16 protein-coding genes are annotated in these 16938 nt (G+C 60.5%); 12 read left to right on the top strand and 4 right to left on the bottom strand.

The genetic code is table 11. The features are described 5' to 3' along the window. Positions 1 to 31 precede the first annotated feature (31 nt). The 4 genes from ACEQFP_RS09380 to ruvB all read left to right on the top strand — a co-directional run bounded on the left by ACEQFP_RS09380 (position 32) and on the right by ruvB (position 3026). A complete protein-coding gene (locus ACEQFP_RS09380) occupies positions 32 to 778 on the top strand; it encodes a YebC/PmpR family DNA-binding transcriptional regulator (protein ID WP_005293145.1) in 747 nt (248 codons plus the stop codon). Continuing rightward, positions 775 to 1296, top strand: a complete 522-nt coding sequence (ruvC, locus tag ACEQFP_RS09375; RefSeq protein ID WP_005284890.1) for a crossover junction endodeoxyribonuclease RuvC — start codon at positions 775 to 777, stop codon at positions 1294 to 1296. The genes ACEQFP_RS09380 and ruvC overlap by 4 nt, the downstream gene beginning before the upstream one ends. Before the next feature lie 98 nt (positions 1297 to 1394). Continuing rightward, on the top strand, positions 1395 to 2003 hold the full coding sequence (gene ruvA / locus ACEQFP_RS09370; protein ID WP_097363956.1) for a Holliday junction branch migration protein RuvA: 609 nt from the start codon (positions 1395 to 1397) through the stop codon (positions 2001 to 2003). Positions 2004 to 2021: 18 nt separating this feature from the next. Then, positions 2022 to 3026, top strand: coding sequence for a Holliday junction branch migration DNA helicase RuvB (ruvB, locus tag ACEQFP_RS09365; RefSeq protein ID WP_005284896.1), 1005 nt, complete (start codon positions 2022 to 2024; stop codon positions 3024 to 3026). Positions 3027 to 3088: 62 nt separating this feature from the next. Here ruvB and znuB read toward each other — a convergent pair whose 3' ends face one another. Together znuB and znuC are read right to left on the bottom strand one after the other, a co-directional pair. After that, positions 3089 to 3874 (bottom strand): zinc ABC transporter permease subunit ZnuB, encoded by a 786-nt coding sequence (gene znuB / locus ACEQFP_RS09360; protein WP_005284899.1) that lies wholly within the window; start codon positions 3872 to 3874, stop codon positions 3089 to 3091. Continuing rightward, positions 3867 to 4643, bottom strand: a complete 777-nt coding sequence (znuC, locus tag ACEQFP_RS09355) for a zinc ABC transporter ATP-binding protein ZnuC (protein ID WP_005284902.1) — start codon at positions 4641 to 4643, stop codon at positions 3867 to 3869. Before znuC ends, znuB begins: the two co-directional genes overlap by 8 nt. A gap of 75 nt (positions 4644 to 4718) precedes the next feature. On the opposite strand from znuC, the gene znuA reads away from it, so the two are divergent. The 4 genes from znuA to ACEQFP_RS09335 all read left to right on the top strand — a co-directional run bounded on the left by znuA (position 4719) and on the right by ACEQFP_RS09335 (position 9108). Beyond that, entirely contained in the window at positions 4719 to 5726 is a 1008-nt protein-coding gene (gene znuA / locus ACEQFP_RS09350; protein ID WP_370546816.1) for a zinc ABC transporter substrate-binding protein ZnuA, read from the top strand. Positions 5727 to 5738: 12 nt separating this feature from the next. After that, positions 5739 to 7058, top strand: coding sequence for a murein DD-endopeptidase MepM (gene mepM, locus ACEQFP_RS09345; protein WP_005293159.1), 1320 nt, complete (start codon positions 5739 to 5741; stop codon positions 7056 to 7058). Between the two features lie 208 nt (positions 7059 to 7266). After that, positions 7267 to 8229, top strand: a complete 963-nt coding sequence (gene lpxM, locus ACEQFP_RS09340; RefSeq protein WP_005284912.1) for a lauroyl-Kdo(2)-lipid IV(A) myristoyltransferase — start codon at positions 7267 to 7269, stop codon at positions 8227 to 8229. A 78-nt stretch (positions 8230 to 8307) separates the two neighbouring features. Next, positions 8308 to 9108, top strand: coding sequence for a sulfite exporter TauE/SafE family protein (locus ACEQFP_RS09335; protein WP_005284916.1), 801 nt, complete (start codon positions 8308 to 8310; stop codon positions 9106 to 9108). A gap of 66 nt (positions 9109 to 9174) precedes the next feature. Here the strand turns inward: ACEQFP_RS09335 and pyk are convergent, their stop codons facing one another. Continuing rightward, entirely contained in the window at positions 9175 to 10617 is a 1443-nt protein-coding gene (gene pyk / locus ACEQFP_RS09330) for a pyruvate kinase (protein WP_005293163.1), read from the bottom strand. A gap of 196 nt (positions 10618 to 10813) precedes the next feature. Beyond that, the gene (locus ACEQFP_RS09325; RefSeq protein ID WP_005284923.1) at positions 10814 to 11683 is read right to left on the bottom strand and encodes a MurR/RpiR family transcriptional regulator; all 870 of its coding nucleotides are present in this window, start codon (positions 11681 to 11683) and stop codon (positions 10814 to 10816) included. Between the two features lie 352 nt (positions 11684 to 12035). Here ACEQFP_RS09325 and zwf point away from each other — a divergent pair, with 352 nt between their 5' ends. From zwf to ACEQFP_RS09305, 4 genes are all read left to right on the top strand, one after another. Next, positions 12036 to 13508, top strand: coding sequence for a glucose-6-phosphate dehydrogenase (gene zwf / locus ACEQFP_RS09320; RefSeq protein WP_370546815.1), 1473 nt, complete (start codon positions 12036 to 12038; stop codon positions 13506 to 13508). Positions 13509 to 13558: 50 nt separating this feature from the next. After that, entirely contained in the window at positions 13559 to 14254 is a 696-nt protein-coding gene (gene pgl, locus ACEQFP_RS09315; protein WP_109579127.1) for a 6-phosphogluconolactonase, read from the top strand. A 7-nt stretch (positions 14255 to 14261) separates the two neighbouring features. Further along, the gene (gene edd, locus ACEQFP_RS09310) at positions 14262 to 16082 is read left to right on the top strand and encodes a phosphogluconate dehydratase (protein ID WP_005284933.1); all 1821 of its coding nucleotides are present in this window, start codon (positions 14262 to 14264) and stop codon (positions 16080 to 16082) included. A 126-nt stretch (positions 16083 to 16208) separates the two neighbouring features. After that, the gene (locus ACEQFP_RS09305; protein WP_005284935.1) at positions 16209 to 16850 is read left to right on the top strand and encodes a bifunctional 4-hydroxy-2-oxoglutarate aldolase/2-dehydro-3-deoxy-phosphogluconate aldolase; all 642 of its coding nucleotides are present in this window, start codon (positions 16209 to 16211) and stop codon (positions 16848 to 16850) included. The last annotated feature ends 88 nt before the right edge of the window (positions 16851 to 16938 follow it).

The following is a 16938-nucleotide window of genomic DNA, read 5'->3' as shown; positions in this document are numbered from 1 at the left end:
TAGGGCCTTTGCGCCTTTAGCGGAGATTTATATGGCAGGTCATAGTAAGTGGGCCAACACCAAACATCGTAAGGCTGCGCAGGATGCCAAGCGCGGTAAAATCTTTACCAAGATCATTCGCGAGCTGGTCACCGCCGCCAAGCTGGGCGGCGGCGATCCGGACGCTAACCCGCGTCTGCGTGCGGCCGTCGATAAGGCTCTGTCCAACAACATGACCCGTGATACCCTGAATCGCGCCATCGCCCGCGGCGTCGGCGGCGACGACGACGGTAACATGGAAACCATCATCTATGAAGGCTACGGCCCAGGCGGCACCGCCGTGATGGTCGAGTGCCTGAGCGACAACCGTAACCGTACCGTTTCCGAAGTGCGTCATGCCTTCACCAAGTGTGGCGGTAACCTGGGTACCGACGGCTCCGTATCCTACCTGTTCACCAAGAAAGGGGTGATCTCTTACGCGCCGGGCCTGGATGAAGACGTCGTGATGGATGCCGCGCTGGAAGCGGGTGCCGATGACGTGGTGACCTATGATGACGGCGCCATCGATGTCTACACCCCGTGGGAAACCTTCGGTAAGGTGAAGGATGCGCTGGATGCGGCTGGCCTGGTGGCCGAGTCGGCCGAAGTCTCCATGATCCCCTCGACTCAAGCAGACATGGACGCGGAGACTGCGCCGAAGCTGCTGCGCCTGATCGATATGCTGGAAGACTGCGACGATGTGCAGGAAGTGTATCACAACGGTGAAATCTCCGACGAGGTTGCGGCTACTCTGGAATGAGTATCATCCTCGGGATTGACCCCGGCTCGCGTATCACCGGTTACGGCGTGATCCGCCAGTGTGGGCGCCAACTCGACTATCTCGGCAGCGGCTGCATTCGCACCGCTGTCGATGATCTGCCGACGCGCCTCAAGCTGGTCTATGCCGGCGTTAGCGAGATCATTACCCAGTTTAATCCCGACTACTTCGCCATCGAACAGGTGTTTATGGCGAAGAACGCCGACTCGGCGCTCAAGCTGGGACAGGCGCGCGGCGCCGCCATCGTGGCGGCGGTCAATCGTGACCTGCCGGTGTTTGAGTACGCGGCGCGCCAGATCAAACAGACGGTGGTGGGTAACGGGGGGGCGGAGAAGGCCCAGGTGCAGCATATGGTGCGCTCCTTGCTCAAACTCCCCGCCAACCCGCAAGCCGACGCCGCCGATGCGCTGGCGGTGGCGATCACCCACTGCCATGTCAGCCAGAACGCGCTGCGTATCGGCGATGGGCGCCTCAATCTGGCGCGGGGTCGCCTACGCTGAGTGGGGCAGGACGCGCTTTCTATCAGGCTGGATATTCATCCAGCCTTTTTTATGGTATAAGCGGGGGAATATTTGACTGAGACAGAGAGGAAGTGCGCGTGATTGGTCGCCTCAGAGGAGTGATTCTGGAAAAGCAGCCACCACAGGTGTTGCTGGAGGCCGGCGGCGTCGGCTACGAAGTACAGATGCCGATGACCTGCTTTTATGAGTTGCCGCAACCTGGCAGCGAGGCGGTAATTTTCACTCACTTCGTGGTGCGTGAGGATGCCCAACTGCTGTATGGGTTCAATAATAAGCAGGAGCGCGCGCTATTCCGTGAGCTGATCAAGGTCAACGGCGTCGGGCCGAAGCTGGCGCTGGCGATCCTGTCGGGCATGTCGGCACAACAATTCGTCGCGGCGGTGGAGCGTGAAGAGGTGGCCGCATTGATCAAGCTGCCGGGCGTGGGTAAGAAGACCGCCGAACGTCTGGTGGTCGAGATGAAAGATCGCTTCAAGGGGCTGAGCGGTGATCTGTTCACTCCGTCGGACGATTTGCCGCCGAGCGCCCAGCCGCAGACTCAGGCCGATGCCGAGGGTGAGGCGGTGGCGGCGCTGATCGCCTTGGGCTATAAGCCGCAGGAGGCCAGCCGCCTGGTCAACCGGGTAGCCAGCGTCGGGGCGGACAGTGAAACCCTGATCCGCGACGCGTTGCGCGCGGCTCTGTAACCCTCTGGAGAGTTTGGGATGATAGAAGCCGATCGTCTGATTTCCGCCGGTAGCCAGAGCGAGGAGGAGTTCCTCGATCGCGCAATCCGGCCGAAGAGCCTGGCCGATTATGTCGGCCAGCCGCAGGTCCGCGAGCAGATGGAGATCTTCATCAAGGCGGCCAAGCTGCGCGGCGACGCGTTGGATCACCTATTGATCTTCGGCCCTCCGGGGCTGGGCAAGACCACCTTGGCTAACATTGTCGCCAATGAGATGGGCGTGAATCTGCGTACCACCTCGGGGCCGGTGTTGGAGAAGGCGGGCGATCTGGCGGCGATGTTGACCAACTTAGAGCCGCACGATGTGCTGTTTATCGACGAGATCCACCGCCTCTCCCCGGTCGTCGAGGAGGTGCTCTATCCGGCGATGGAGGATTACCAGCTGGATATCATGATCGGCGAGGGGCCGGCGGCACGCTCCATCAAGATCGATCTGCCGCCCTTTACCCTGGTCGGCGCCACCACCCGCGCCGGTTCGCTGACCTCGCCGCTGCGCGATCGTTTCGGCATCGTGCAGCGTTTAGAGTTCTATCAGGTGGCCGATCTGCAACATATCGTCGGGCGCAGCGCCCAGTGCCTGGGGCTGTCGTTGACGGAGGAGGGGGCGTTAGAGATCGCACGCCGTTCGCGCGGTACGCCGCGTATCGCCAACCGTCTGTTACGCCGGGTGCGTGACTTTGCCGAGGTGTGCGCCGATGGCCACATCGATGGGACGGTGGCGGCGCAGGCGCTGAATATGCTGGATGTGGATGCCGCCGGCTTCGACTATATGGATCGCAAGCTGCTGTTGGCGGTGATCGACAAGTTTATGGGCGGCCCGGTTGGGTTGGATAACCTGGCGGCGGCGATCGGCGAGGAGCGTGAGACCATCGAGGATGTGCTGGAGCCCTACCTGATCCAGCAGGGTTTCATTCAACGCACGCCACGTGGGCGCATCGCGACCGGCCATGCCTACCGTCACTTCGGCATCGAACGCCAGGCGTAATGCCCTCGGCGTCGGATAAAAAAATCCCGCAGCTGGCTGCGGGATTTTTTTTATCTGGGGGATCAGGCGGCCTGACGTCGGCTCAGACTCAGCATAAATAGGAAGGCGGCACACAGTACCACCGAGGGCCCGGCCGGGGTGTCATACCAGGCGGAGAGGGCCAGACCGCCGCTGATGGCCAGCCAACCCACCAGTACTGCGCCCGTCGCCATCTGCTCGGGGGTACGGGCGAAACGGCGTGCCGTCGCCGCCGGGATGATCAGTAGCGAGGTGATGATCAACGCGCCGACAAACTTCATCGCCAGCCCGATGGTCAGCGCGGTGGTCAGCATCAGCAGCAGCTTGGTACGCCCGAGCGGCACGCCATCGACATGCGCCAGATCGGGGCTGATGGTCATCGACAACAGGGCGCGCCATTGCCATAGCAGCAGCGCCAGTACCAGCACCACGCCGATGGCGATCAGCACCACATCCTGGTAGGTAACCGCCAACAGATCGCCGAACAGGTAAGCCATCAGATCGACGCGCACGTTAGACATCAACGCCACTACCACCAGGCCGAGGGAGAGCGCGCTGTGCGCCATGATACCCAGCAGGGTATCGACCGCGAGCTGCGGACGGCGCTCCAGCCACACCAGGGCACAGGCCAACACCAGCGTCACGGCGATCACCGCATAGAAGGGGTTGACGTCGAGCAGCAGACCGAAGGCGACGCCGAGCAGCGAGGCATGCGCCAGGGTGTCGCCAAAGTAGGACATGCGTCGCCAGACGACAAACGAACCCAGAGGCCCGGCCGCCAACGCTAACAGGGCACCGGCTAGCCAGCCGGGCAACAACAACTCAATCATCGGCCTCTCCCGTGCGGCTCTTGAGGATCACCTTGCCGCACAGATCGTGGCGGTGGTTGTGATGGTGCTGGTAGAGCGCCAGCTGCTGGGCGCCACGGTTACCAAACAGCGCGATAAACTGGGGGTGATTGGCCACGGCCTGTGGAGTACCGGAACAGCAGATGTGTTGGTTCAGGCACAGCACATCGTCGGTCTTAGCCATCACCAGATGCAGATCGTGGGAAACCATCAGCACCGCGCAATTCAGCTCGTGGCGTAGGCGGTCGATCAGATCATACAGCGCCAACTGGCCGTTGACGTCGACGCCGGCGGTAGGCTCGTCCAACACCAATAGATCCGGGGTGTTGAGCAGGGCGCGCGCCAGTAGGACGCGCTGATTCTCGCCGCCGGAGAGTTTCTGCATCGGCTGAGTCAGCAGATGGGCGGCCTGCACCCGTTGCAGCGCCGGCAACACATCCTGACGTTTGACGCCGGGACGCAGGCGCATAAAGCGCTCTACCGTCAGCGGGAGAGTCGCGTCCAGGTGCAGCTTCTGCGGTACGTAGCCAATGGTTAGCCCGGGGCGGGTAATGCGCTCGCCACGCGTCGGGGCGACCAACCCCAGCACGACGCGCACCAGGGTGGACTTACCGGCGCCGTTGGGGCCGAGCAGCGTCAGGATGCGCCCACGCCGTAGCGTCAGGGAGACATTATCCAGCACATCGCGGGTGCCGAAGCGGACGGCGATGTGCTGAAGGGTGACCAAGGGATGATTATCTGGTTGTGACATGGTTACGGCGTATTGCACTATAAATGGAATGTTATAATATAACGTTTCTTCGTACGTTTCCCAGGAAATTTTCTCATGATATCGCAAAACAATATAGTTAAACGCACGCTGATTGCTTCCGCACTGTCGGTATGCGCGCTGGTCGGTAGCGCACGAGCCGATGTGGTCACCTCGATTCGCCCATTGGGTTTTATCGCTGCGGCGATCGCCGATGGGGTGATGCCGACGCAGGTGTTGCTGCCTGACGGTGCCTCACCGCATGACTATGCGCTGAAGCCATCCGATATCAAACGATTGCGTGACGCCGACCTGGTGGTATGGATAGGGCCAGAAATGGAGAGTTTTTTGGTTAAACCAACCCAACAGCTAGAAAAAAGCAAAAATCTCTCTCTCAGCACGCTGCCGACCGTGCGGAGTCAGCTGATCGAGGGAGATGATGATGATCATGATCATCATAGTTCGCAGAGTGAAAAGCACGCGGAAAAATCCGAATCTGCCGAGTCATATATTGTTACAAATGGCGCCCAGACTGGCTTAGCGGCCGATCATACCGATGATCATGGCCAGTATAATATGCATATCTGGCTCTCTCCGGCCATCGCCAAACAGGTAGCGATCGCCATCCACGACCGATTAGTGCAACAAAGCCCACAAAATCGCGAGAAACTGGATGTCAACCTACGTAAATTCGAGCAACAACTCGAGCAGACACAAACGAAAGTTGCTATGATGCTGCGGCCCGTGCAAGGTAAAGGTTATTTTGTCTTCCACGACGCCTATGGTTACTTCGAGAATGCTTTTGGCCTGACCCCGTTGGGGCATTTCACCGTCAATCCCGAGATCCAGCCTGGCGCACGGCGCTTACATCAAATTCGAACACAGTTGGTTGAGCAAAAAGCGGTTTGCGTTTTTGCTGAGCCACAGTTCAGGCCAGCAGTCATCTCGGCGATTGCGCAGGGGACCCCTGTCCGGCAGGGTACACTTGATCCCCTAGGGAGCGCGATCCCCCTGAGTGCGGACAGTTATCAGGTCTTCTTGACCACACTGGCGCACCAGTATTCTAGCTGCCTGAAGGGAGATTAAGAGGAAAACCGAGTGCAGCAGATAGCGCGTTCTATCGCTCAGGCATACAGTAATCTGCCCCGGCCCCATCGTGTCATGTTGGGGTCCCTGAGCGTCGTTACCCTGGCTGTCGCCATCTGGCAGCCTTTCGTCTCTCATCCTCGCCTGGTCGAGGGTGAGGTCGCCAAGAGTGTACAACTGGAGACTCAGTCGCTCACGGCGTTGTCCCCTGAGGCCAGCGAACCCCTCGACCAGCCGGCGCCAGAAGACGACGTGCCCAAGGATGAGATCGACGATGGCAGCGACGCCGGCAACAGCCATGACTATGTCGTTTCCAGCGGTGATACGCTGGGCAGCATTCTGACCCAGTATGGCGTCGACATGTCTACCGTCTCGGCGTTGGCGAAGCAATATCCCGCCCTGCGTAACCTGAACGTCGGTCAGACGCTGACGTGGGAGATCAACGACGATGGCGCCCTGCAGAAACTGACTTGGGACGTCTCGCGTCGTGAGACGCGGGTCTACCAGCTGAGCGATGGCAGCTATAAAGAGACGGTAGAGAACCAGCAGGGGGAGTGGAAGAACCGGGTGATCACCGGTACGCTCAACGGCAGCTTCGTCGCCAGCGCGCAGGCGGCTGGCCTGAATCGTAATGAAATCAACACCGTGATCAAGGCGTTACAGTGGCAGATGGATTTCCGTAAGCTGCAGAAGGGCGATCGCTTCTCGGTGCTGCTATCTCGTGAGATGCTGGATGGCAAGAGTGCGCAGAGTCAGATCCTCGGCGTGCGTCTGCGCAGTGGCGACAAGGACTACTACGCCATTCGTGGCGAAGATGGCAAATACTACGATCGTCAGGGCGGGGGGTTGGCCAAGGGCTTCATGCGTTATCCGACCAGTAAACACTTCCGCATCAGCTCTAACTTTAACCCGCATCGCCTCAATCCGGTGACGGGACGCGTCGCGCCCCATAAGGGGGTCGATTTTGCCATGCCAGTCGGTACGCCGGTGTTGGCGGTGGGCGACGGCGAAGTGGTGATCGCCAAGCGTAGCGGCGCCGCCGGTAACTACGTGGTGATCCGTCACGGTCGTCAATACACCACGCGCTTTATGCATCTGAAGACCATCCTGGTGAAACCGGGGCAGAAGGTGAAACGCGGCGATCGTGTCGCCCTGTCGGGCAACACCGGCCGCTCGACGGGCCCGCATCTGCATTACGAGTTTTGGGTCAACAACCAGGCGGTGAACCCGTTGACGGTGAAACTGCCACGCTCCGATGCGTTGACCGGCAAAGAGCGTACGGCCTTCCTGGCGCAGGCGCGCGAGGTGGTACCGCAACTGCAACTGGACTGAGCGGGGGCCTAAGCCACCGATGCGCAGTCAAGCCCGCTTCGGCGGGCTTTTTGTTGTTTCGAGGCCGCCGTTCGTCGGTTTGGCAGCATGCCGGCACGCTGAGCGGACATCCCGGCAGACGGCAACGGTTTTTTTTTGCCGGCCAAATGATTACAATTTTCCGCCATCCGCCCGGATCACCGTGCGGATATCACAAAAGAGCCCATTGATGGAAACAGAGACTAAATCGAACGTTGAGTTTATCCCGCGTTTTCGCGCCGCCTTCTTACATCCTCGCTATTGGGGAGTCTGGTTAGGGGTCAGCCTGATGGCCCTGATGGCCTACTTACCGCTGCGCCTACGCGATCGCCTGATCGGCGCTGTCGGGCGGTTGGCGGGGCGCCTGGCCTCAGGCGCGCGGCGTCGGGCGCGTATCAACCTGATGCTCTGCTTTCCCTTATGGAGCGAACGCCAGCGCGAGGAGACCATCGACACGATGTTTGCCCGCGCCGGTCAGTCGATGCTGCTGATGGCCGAACTGACCCTGCGTGGCCCGCGCCGTCTGCTGCGCCATACCCATTGGCATGGCGCGGAGATCATCGAGCGTGCGCGTGAACAGGGGGAGAATGTCATCTTCCTGGTGCCCCATGGCTGGGCGGTCGATCTGCCGGCGATGTTGCTGGCGGCGGGGGGGCAGCCGATGGCCGCCATGTTCCATAACCAGAAGAATCCCCTGGTCGATTACCTCTGGAACTGGGCGCGTCGCCGCTTCGGTGGTCGCCTGCATGCGCGCAACGATGGCATTAAACCGTTTATCAGCTCGGTGCGGAAGGGGTATTGGGGCTACTATCTGCCCGACCAGGATCATGGTGCCGAGCACAGCGAGTTCGTCGATTTCTTCGCCACCTACAAGGCCACGCTGCCAGCCATCGGACGCTTGATGAAGCTGTGCCGGGCGCGCGTTATCCCCTTGTTCCCGGTGTATGATGGCGACCGGAGCCGCTTGGATATCTACCTGCGTCCGCCGATGGATGATATCGCCGGGCAAGATGATGCCTATATCGCCCGGCGGATGAATCAGGAGGTGGAGCTGCTGATGGAGTCGCATCCGGAGCAGTACACCTGGATCTTAAAACTGTTGAAGACCCGTCGGCCGGGGGAGATTGAGCCTTACTGCCGTCAGGATTTGTAGTCGCGCGACACCGGCTCGTCGTGAGAGGCAGCGCCGTAAGCGACGTGTCCGGCCAGCGTAAGAAACGAAGGTAACCGGATGAGCCTGGGAATTATTGCGTTACTCTGCCTGTGCGGGGCGTTGACCAGTCTGCTTTCCGCGCTGTTTGGGCTGGGGGGCGGTATCGTGCTGGTGCCGGTGCTGCATGTGTTGTTTCCCGCGTGTGAGGTGCAACTGCTGGCCGCCACCTCGCTGAGTGTGGTGATGCTGACGGCGTTAATCAACGTGTTAGCCTTTTGGCGGCAGCAATTGCGTCCCGATCCCCGCCTGCTGATCGGCTGGGCATTGGCGGTAAGCGCCGGCATGCAACTGGGGGTGCACATCAGCTTCCTGTTGCCTGGACGGGCGATTCTGCTGATCTTCGCCGCCATCCTGCTACTGATGGCTTGGCGTAACCTGCGTTGTGCGGCGAGCTCAACGACGACGGTGATGTCCCCGCCACGTACCCGTAACTATGGCATTGGCCTGTGTCTGGCGGGGGGCACGGTCGCGGGCATTACCGGCTTGGGGGGCGGGTCGGTGCTGGCGCCGTTACTGGCTCTGTTGCCTTCGATTCCACGTCAACGTATCGCCCTGTATTGCAACTGGTTGCTGCTGCTGGGTAGCGCGGTTACCGTCACCAGCTATCTGTTACGCACCCCACCGCTTGGCGCGGTCTTGCCAGGGGCCTGGCAGTTCGGCTATGTCAATCTGAGTGTGGTGTTACCGGTGTTCGCGTGCGCGCTATTGACCCAACCGTTGGCGATGCAGTTACGGCGTCGGGTGAGTGATAGCCATCAGCGTCAGGCATTTTCTGGGGTATTGGCGGGGATGGCGTTGTTTATCGTGCTGACCCTATAAGGCGCCGCTCAGGATCGGGATGAAAAAAAGGGGGCGCCATGGGCGCCCCCGTTGCGAGAGGGTGCGTTACTCGACCCGTAGGGTTCGGCAGGTATTGGTGCTGCCGATGGTGCCCATCTGATCGCCCTGGGTGACGATCACCAGATCGCCAGAGACTAAGAAGCCTTTATCGCGCAGCAGATTCGCGGCAGCTTGTGCGGCGGCGATGCCGTCACATTGGCTATCGAAGTGAACCGGCGTCACGCCACGATACAAGGCGGTCAGGTTCAGGGTACGCTCATGGCGTGACATGGCGAAGATCGGCAGGCCAGAGCTGATGCGGGACATCATCAATGCGGTGCGGCCGGACTCGGTCATCGCGATGATGGCGGCCACCCCCTTGAGGTGGTTGGCGGCGTACATGGCCGACATCGCCACGGCCTCTTCCGTGTTGTCGAACTGCGCGTCTAAGCGGTGTTTGGAGATGTTAATGCTGGGGATCTTCTCCGCCCCCAGGCAAACACGCGCCATCGCGGCCACCGTTTCGGCCGGATATTGACCGGCGGCGGTCTCGGCGGAGAGCATCACCGCATCGGTGCCATCGAGCACGGCGTTGGCGACGTCCATCACCTCGGCACGGGTCGGCATCGGGTTGGTGATCATCGACTCCATCATCTGGGTGGCGGTGATCACCACGCGATTCAGCTTGCGCGCACGGCGGATCAGGGCCTTCTGAATGCCTACCAGCTCCGGATCGCCGATTTCGACGCCCAGATCGCCACGGGCAACCATCACCACGTCGGCGGCTAAGATGATGTCATCCATCGCCTCTTCGCTGGCAACGGTCTCGGCGCGCTCTACCTTGGCGACGATTTTCGCTTCGCAGCCGGCATCGCGCGCCAGACGGCGGGCGTAGTTCAGATCCTCGCCACAACGCGGGAAGGAGACGGCCAGATAATCGACGCCGATCTGCGCGGCGGTCAGGATGTCGGCCTTATCTTTTTCCGTCAGGGCATCGGCGGAAAGTCCCCCGCCCAGTTTGTTGATCCCCTTGTTGTTAGAGAGCGGGCCACCGACGGTCACTTCGGTGAAGACCTTATTCTCTTGTACGGAGAGGACCTTCAGTTGCACCCGCCCATCGTCGAGCAGCAGAATGTCGCCCGGCACCACATCTTCCGGTAGACGTTTATAGTCGATACCAACTTTTTCTTTATCGCCTTCGCCCTTATCCAGGGTGGCATCCAGTAGGAACTTATCCCCCACGTTGAGGAATACCTTGCCTTCCTTAAAGGTGGATACTCGAATCTTGGGACCCTGTAGATCACCGAGAATGGCGACATGACGCCCGAGTTTGGCGGCGATTTCCCGAACTTTGTTCGCACGCAGCTGATGGTCCTCTGCGCTACCGTGTGAAAAGTTAAGACGCACCACGTTCGCGCCGGCGGAGATAATCTTTTCCAGATTATTGTCGCGGTCGGTGGCCGGGCCAAGCGTGGTAACGATTTTGGTTCTTCTAAGCCGTCTGGACATGCATAACTCCATTGACATGTGAAGCATTGGTGTTGCCAATACAACGGTGGGCAAATATAACGGTCAGTGCCGCCACATCTCGCCCGGGTAGTCCACAGGCGGCGAGCGCCTGCGGGGGACACCGATTGAGTCGATCTCGACCGACCGGCACCCAGTATTTAGAACCAGCCTGCTAACGGAAAGCCAGGCCATACCCTCACTCGATGGGAGAGGGAAAGGATAGCTCCTTATCAAAGCGCGATTCTTTCAAGGCTTCCTTGACCCGCTTCAAGTTATCCCGGAATTTCGCCCCTCGGCGCAGGGTAAAGCCGGTCGCCAGGGCATCGACCAGCGTCAGCTGCGCCAGACGCGAGACCATCGGCATATAGACATCGGTATCCTCCGGCACATCCAACAGCAGGGCGAGGTTGGCCTCCTGGGCCAGCGGGGTACCGAGCGAGGTGATGGCGATCACCGTGGCGTCGTTTTCACGCGCCAGATGGGCCATCTCCACCAGACTCTTGGTACGCCCGGTATGGGAGATCAACACCACCACATCGCCCTCATTGGAGTTCATACAGCTCATACGCTGCATGACGATGTCGTCGAAGTAGACCACTGGAATGTTGAAACGGAAAAACTTATTCATCGCATCGTGGGCGACGGCGGCGGAGGCACCCAAGCCGAAGAAAGAAATTTTCTTTGCCTGGGTCAGCAGATCGACGGCGCGATTGATGGTCGCCATATCCAGATGATTCTTCGCCATCTCCAGCCCGGCCATTGCCGACTCGAAGATCTTGCTGGTATAGGCATCGACGCTGTCGCTCTCTTCGACGTTGCGGTTTACGTAGGGGGTGCCGTTGGCAAGGCTTTGTGCCAGATGCAATTTAAAATCTGGAAACCCTTTTGTTTCCAGGCGGCGGCAAAAGCGGTTTACCGTAGGTTCACTGACGTCAGCCATCTTCGCCAGGGTGGCAATGCTAGAGTGGATAGCCGTCTGTGGTGCGGCCAGGATGACCTCGGCGACTTTGCGTTCGGATTTGCTCAGCTGATCCAGACTTGCCTGGATTTTTTCCAGCGTATTCATAGGAGAGGGCCACTCATCGGGTTAGGCGATTTCATATAAAAGAGAAATCTATCAACGTTTGTTGAAAATATACAACGAGCGATGACGGCTTTGCAGTCCATCTGCGGCGGAGAACGGCCTTTTTTTGCAATGTATGACCTGTGTCTAACTTTCGGCATGGTAATTTTTCTACAAATTTGGTAGAAAATTACATAGAAGGTCGGTCGCATGGCTGAGTGAGGTGGCGCATAGGCTGCTTTCCGCATTAACGGTGTAGTAAAGCATGCCTCGGAAGCCGTTTTTCTCGCTACAATCAGTATCATTAATCTGATTCTGTAAAAAAATTACAAGTAACCTGCACGAGGAGAGAGATATGGCGGTAACGTCAACGGCACAGGCTTGCGACCTGGTTATTTTTGGCGCCAAGGGCGACCTGGCGCGACGTAAATTGTTGCCTTCCCTGTATCAGTTGGAGAAGGCGGGACATATCCATCCCGAGACGCGCATCATCGGCGTCGGGCGTGCCGAGTGGGATGCCGAGGCCTATCGCGAGGTGGTACGCGAGGCATTGGATACCTTTTTGAAGGAGAGCCTGGATGAGGCGCTGTGGCAGCGTCTGAGTGCGCGCCTCGATTTCTGTAACCTGGATGTCAACGATACGGATCACTTCCAGCGTCTGGCCAAGATGGTCGACCCGCAGCAGCGTGTCACCCTCAACTACTTCGCCATGCCGCCCAGCACCTTCGGCGCCATCTGCCAAGGATTGGGCCATGCCGGAATGAACCGTCAGCCGAGTCGCATCGTGATGGAGAAGCCGCTGGGTACCGATCTGGCCTCATCACGGGCGATCAACGATCAGGTGGCGCATTATTTCGACGAGAACCAGGTCTATCGTATCGACCATTACCTGGGCAAAGAGACAGTGCTGAACCTCTTGGCGCTGCGCTTCGCCAACGCGTTGTTCGCCAATAACTGGGACAACAGCATGATCGACCACGTGCAGATCACCGTGGCGGAAGAGGTAGGCATCGAAGGGCGCTGGGGTTACTTCGATCAGGCGGGCCAGATGCGCGACATGGTGCAGAACCATCTGCTGCAGATCCTGACGATGATCGCCATGGATCCGCCGGCGGATCTCTCCACCGATCGTATCCGTGATGAGAAGGTGAAGGTCTTGCGCTCCCTGCGTCGCATCGATCACAGCAACGTGCGTGAGACCACGGTGCGTGGCCAGTACACCGCCGGCTTCGTCCAAGGGAAGAAGGTGCCGGGCTACCTGGAGGAGGAGGGTGCGAACAAGAGCAGCAACACCGAGACCTTCATCGCCATTCGCGCCGACATCGACAACTGGCGTTGGGCCGGTGTGCCGTTCTACCTGCGTACCGGTAAGCGTCTGCCGAATAAGTGTTCCGAGGTGGTGGTCTACTTTAAGAACCCACCGCTCAACCTGTTTAGCGACTCCTACCAGGCGTTGCCGCAGAACAAACTGACCATCCGTCTGCAACCGGATGAGGGGGTGCAGATCGACATCCTCAACAAGGTACCGGGGCTGGAGCATAAGCACCGCCTGCAGACCACCAAGCTGGATCTGAGCTTCTCCGATACCTTCCATCAGGAGCATCTGGCAGATGCCTATGAGCGCCTGCTGCTGGAGGCGATGCGCGGCATTCAAGCGCTGTTCGTACGGCGCGATGAGGTGGAGGAGGCCTGGAAATGGGTCGATTCCATCATGACCGCCTGGGCCGACGATAACGATGCGCCGAAGCCCTATCAGGCAGGCACGCTGGGGCCCGTCTCCTCTGTGGCCTTGATTACGCGTGATGGCCGCTGCTGGAACGAGTTCTAAGCAGCCAGGGCGGGGCGGAGTGGCCCCGCAATGAGAGAGGAGGAGAGACGATGGTAACCTTTAACGAAGTACAGGGCGCGCAGGCGCTGAACGAACAATTGGCTGATGACATCGCCGCACGCCTACGTCAGGGGATCGCCGCTCGCGGCCAAGCCAGCCTGGTGGTCTCCGGCGGGCGTACCCCGCTGGGGCTGTTCGCCTGCCTATCGCAGCAGGCGCTCGATTGGTCACGGGTGACGATTACCCTGGCCGACGAACGCTGGGTCGCCCCGCAGGATGAGGCCAGCAACGAGCGTCTGGTGCGGGAGCACCTGTTACAGGGGGCGGCCTCGGCAGCGCGTTTCATCGGGCTGAAGAACGACGCCGCGACACCGTTCGTCGGTGCGGCCGCCAGCGAGGCGGCCCTGGCGGCGCTACCGCGTCCTTTCGACGTGGTGATCCTGGGTATGGGGGACGATGGCCATACCGCATCACTTTTCCCCGGAGCAGAGAATCTGTTTCCGGCTCTCGCGATGGACTCCGGTCGCGTGTGTATGGGGATGACTCCCCTCACGGCGCCGCTCGATCGCATAACCCTCACACTCCCGGCGCTGCTGGACAGCCGGCAGATTTACCTGCACCTGGTGGGCGACACCAAGCGACAGGTCTATCTGCAGGCGGTCGGCGGTGTGGAGGTGAATGAGATGCCGATCCGCGCCGTACTTCAACAGAGTCGGACGCCGGTCGACGTCTACTGGACGGCATGAGGCTGCAATGAATCCAACCGTAGAACGTGTTACCCAACGCATTATTGAACGCTCACGCGCCGCGCGTACGGCCTATCTGGCCAAGATCGAGCGCGCACGCAGCAAGCGGGTACAGCGCGCCCAGTTGGCGTGCGGTAACCTGGCGCACGGCTTCGCCGCCTGCACCCAGCAGGACAAGGCGACGCTGAAGAGCATGACCCAGAGCGATATCGCGATCATCACCGCCTATAACGATATGCTCTCCGCCCACCAGCCCTATGAAAGCTACCCGCAGCAGATCAAGGCGGCGTTGCATCAGGTCGGCGCGGTCGGCCAGGTCGCTGGCGGCGTGCCGGCGATGTGCGACGGGGTGACTCAGGGGCAGGACGGCATGGAGCTGTCGCTGATGAGTCGCGAGGTGATTGCCATGTCCGCCGCGGTCGGGCTGTCACACAACATGTTCGACGGCGCGCTCTACCTGGGGGTCTGCGACAAGATCGTTCCGGGGCTGTTTATGGCGGCGATGTCTTTCGGTCATCTGCCGACCCTGTTCGTACCGGCCGGGCCAATGGCCAGCGGCCTGCCGAATAAGGAGAAGGTGCGCATCCGCCAACTGTTCGCCGAGGGTAAGGTCGGGCGTGAGGCGTTGCTGGAGTCGGAAGCCGCCTCCTACCATGCGCCGGGTACCTGTACCTTCTACGGAACCGCCAACTCTAACCAGATGGTGATGGAGGTGATGGGGATGCATCTGCCGGGCTCCTCCTTCGTCCAGCCGGATACCGCGCTACGCCACGCCCTGACCGATGCGGCGGCTCGCCAGGTGACGCGCATGACGGAGAGCAGCGGTAACTACCTGCCGATCGGCCGGATGGTGGATGAGCGCGTGGTGGTCAACGGTATCGTGGCCCTGCTGGCGACCGGCGGATCCACCAACCTGACCATGCACCTGGTGGCGATGGCGCGCGCCGCGGGCATCATCATCAACTGGGATGACTTCTCCGAACTTTCCGAGGTGGTGCCGCTATTGTGCCGCATCTACCCGAACGGTCCGGCCGACATCAACCACTTCCAGGCGGCGGGCGGTGTCGCCGTGCTGGTGCGTGAACTGCTTAAGGGCGGATTGCTGCATGAAGCGGTCGAGACCGTCGCGGGCCATGGCCTGAGCCGTTATACCCAGGAGCCGTTCCTGGAGGATGGTCAGTTGGTCTATCGCCCCGGCGCCGAACAGTCGTTCGATCCCGAGGTGATCGCCAGCATCGAGGCGCCCTTCGCCCCTCACGGTGGCACCAAGGTATTGGCCGGTAACTTAGGACGTGCAGTGATGAAGACCTCGGCGGTGCCGGAGGCGAACCAGATCATCGAGGCCCCGGCGGTGGTATTCGAAAGCCAGCACGATGTGCTACCCGCCTTCGAGGCCGGCAAGCTGGATCGCGACTGCGTGGTGGTGGTGCGCTACCAGGGGCCGCGTGCCATCGGCATGCCGGAATTACATAAGCTGATGCCGCCGCTGGGCGTCTTGATGGATCGCGGCTTGAAGGTGGCGTTGGTGACGGACGGTCGTCTCTCCGGCGCTTCCGGTAAGGTTCCGTCCGCCATTCACGTGACGCCGGAAGCCTACGCCGGTGGCCTGCTGGCCAAGGTGCGCGACGGTGACCGGGTGCGCGTCGATGGGCGTAATGGGACCTTGACCCTGCTGGTTGACGAGGCCGAGCTGGCGGCGCGTAGCGAGGCGCGGCCGGATCTCTCGGCGTTGCACGATGGCTCGGGGCGTGAGCTGTTCCATCCGTTGCGCGAACAGCTGTCCGGCGCCGAAGAGGGCGCCAGCTGCATCCCCTTTTATCAGGCTTAACCCGCTGGGGCGGTGTTGACCGCCCCCGCTATGACCGATCCCCGCCTGTCTTCAGGCGTCGTCGGCCGGCGTGCCGGTAAGGGATCACTGATTAATCCGCCGAAAGGCATCAGGAGAGAAGCGACAATGAACAACTGGAAAGTGAGTGCGGAATCCATTCTGACCGCCGGCCCCGTCGTGCCGGTCATCGTGATCAACCAGCTGGAGCAGGCGGTGCCCTTGGCGAAGGCGCTGGTCGCCGGTGGGGTACGCGTACTGGAAGTGACGCTGCGTACCGACTGCGCGCTGGAGGCGATCCGCCTGATCGCGCAGGAAGTCCCGGAGGCTATCGTCGGTGCCGGGACCGTGACTAACGCCGAGCAGCTGCGCCAAGTGACCGAGGCTGGCGCTCAGTTCGCCATCAGCCCGGGTCTGACCGAGGGGCTGTTGCAGGCGGCGACGGCGGGTTCGATTCCGTTGATTCCGGGTATCAGCACGGTATCCGAGTTGATGCAGGGGATGGATTACGGCTTGAAAGAGTTCAAATTCTTCCCGGCGGAGGCCAACGGTGGGGTGAAGGCGCTGCAGGCTATCGCCGGGCCGTTCTCTCACATCCGTTTCTGCCCGACGGGTGGCATCTCGCCGAGCAACTACCGGGATTACCTGGCGCTGAAGAGCGTGCTGTGCATCGGTGGTTCTTGGCTGATCCCGGCGGACGCGTTAGCGAGCGGTGACTACGCGCGCATTACCGAGCTGGCCCGTCAGGCTGTGATGGGCGCCAAGGATTAATCTCATCGTCCCATTGCATGATTAACCACCGGCGCGCTGGCTTTATTCAGCGTCGCGCCGAGGGGGATGAGACTAACGCCTTGACGGC

The organism is Edwardsiella sp. A.80236, assembly GCF_044540725.1.
Taxonomy (GTDB): domain Bacteria; phylum Pseudomonadota; class Gammaproteobacteria; order Enterobacterales; family Enterobacteriaceae; genus Edwardsiella; species Edwardsiella tarda.
The sequence above is the reverse complement of the archived record's forward strand: the minus strand, read 5'-3'. Positions and strand labels throughout refer to the sequence as shown.

What these genes read in the sequence shown, in the direction of transcription:
- ACEQFP_RS09380 (WP_005293145.1), top strand. Translation starts at nt 32, where the DNA reads ATGGCAGGTCATAGTAAGTGGGCCAACACCAAACATCGTAAGGCTGCG.
- ruvC (WP_005284890.1), top strand. Translation starts at nt 775, where the DNA reads ATGAGTATCATCCTCGGGATTGACCCCGGCTCGCGTATCACCGGTTAC.
- ruvB (WP_005284896.1), top strand. Translation starts at nt 2,022, where the DNA reads ATGATAGAAGCCGATCGTCTGATTTCCGCCGGTAGCCAGAGCGAGGAG.
- znuB (WP_005284899.1), bottom strand. Translation starts at nt 3,874, where the DNA reads ATGATTGAGTTGTTGTTGCCCGGCTGGCTAGCCGGTGCCCTGTTAGCG.
- znuC (WP_005284902.1), bottom strand. Translation starts at nt 4,643, where the DNA reads ATGTCACAACCAGATAATCATCCCTTGGTCACCCTTCAGCACATCGCC.
- znuA (WP_370546816.1), top strand. Translation starts at nt 4,719, where the DNA reads ATGATATCGCAAAACAATATAGTTAAACGCACGCTGATTGCTTCCGCA.
- lpxM (WP_005284912.1), top strand. Translation starts at nt 7,267, where the DNA reads ATGGAAACAGAGACTAAATCGAACGTTGAGTTTATCCCGCGTTTTCGC.
- ACEQFP_RS09335 (WP_005284916.1), top strand. Translation starts at nt 8,308, where the DNA reads ATGAGCCTGGGAATTATTGCGTTACTCTGCCTGTGCGGGGCGTTGACC.
- pyk (WP_005293163.1), bottom strand. Translation starts at nt 10,617, where the DNA reads ATGTCCAGACGGCTTAGAAGAACCAAAATCGTTACCACGCTTGGCCCG.
- ACEQFP_RS09325 (WP_005284923.1), bottom strand. Translation starts at nt 11,683, where the DNA reads ATGAATACGCTGGAAAAAATCCAGGCAAGTCTGGATCAGCTGAGCAAA.
- zwf (WP_370546815.1), top strand. Translation starts at nt 12,036, where the DNA reads ATGGCGGTAACGTCAACGGCACAGGCTTGCGACCTGGTTATTTTTGGC.
- pgl (WP_109579127.1), top strand. Translation starts at nt 13,559, where the DNA reads ATGGTAACCTTTAACGAAGTACAGGGCGCGCAGGCGCTGAACGAACAA.
- edd (WP_005284933.1), top strand. Translation starts at nt 14,262, where the DNA reads ATGAATCCAACCGTAGAACGTGTTACCCAACGCATTATTGAACGCTCA.
- ACEQFP_RS09305 (WP_005284935.1), top strand. Translation starts at nt 16,209, where the DNA reads ATGAACAACTGGAAAGTGAGTGCGGAATCCATTCTGACCGCCGGCCCC.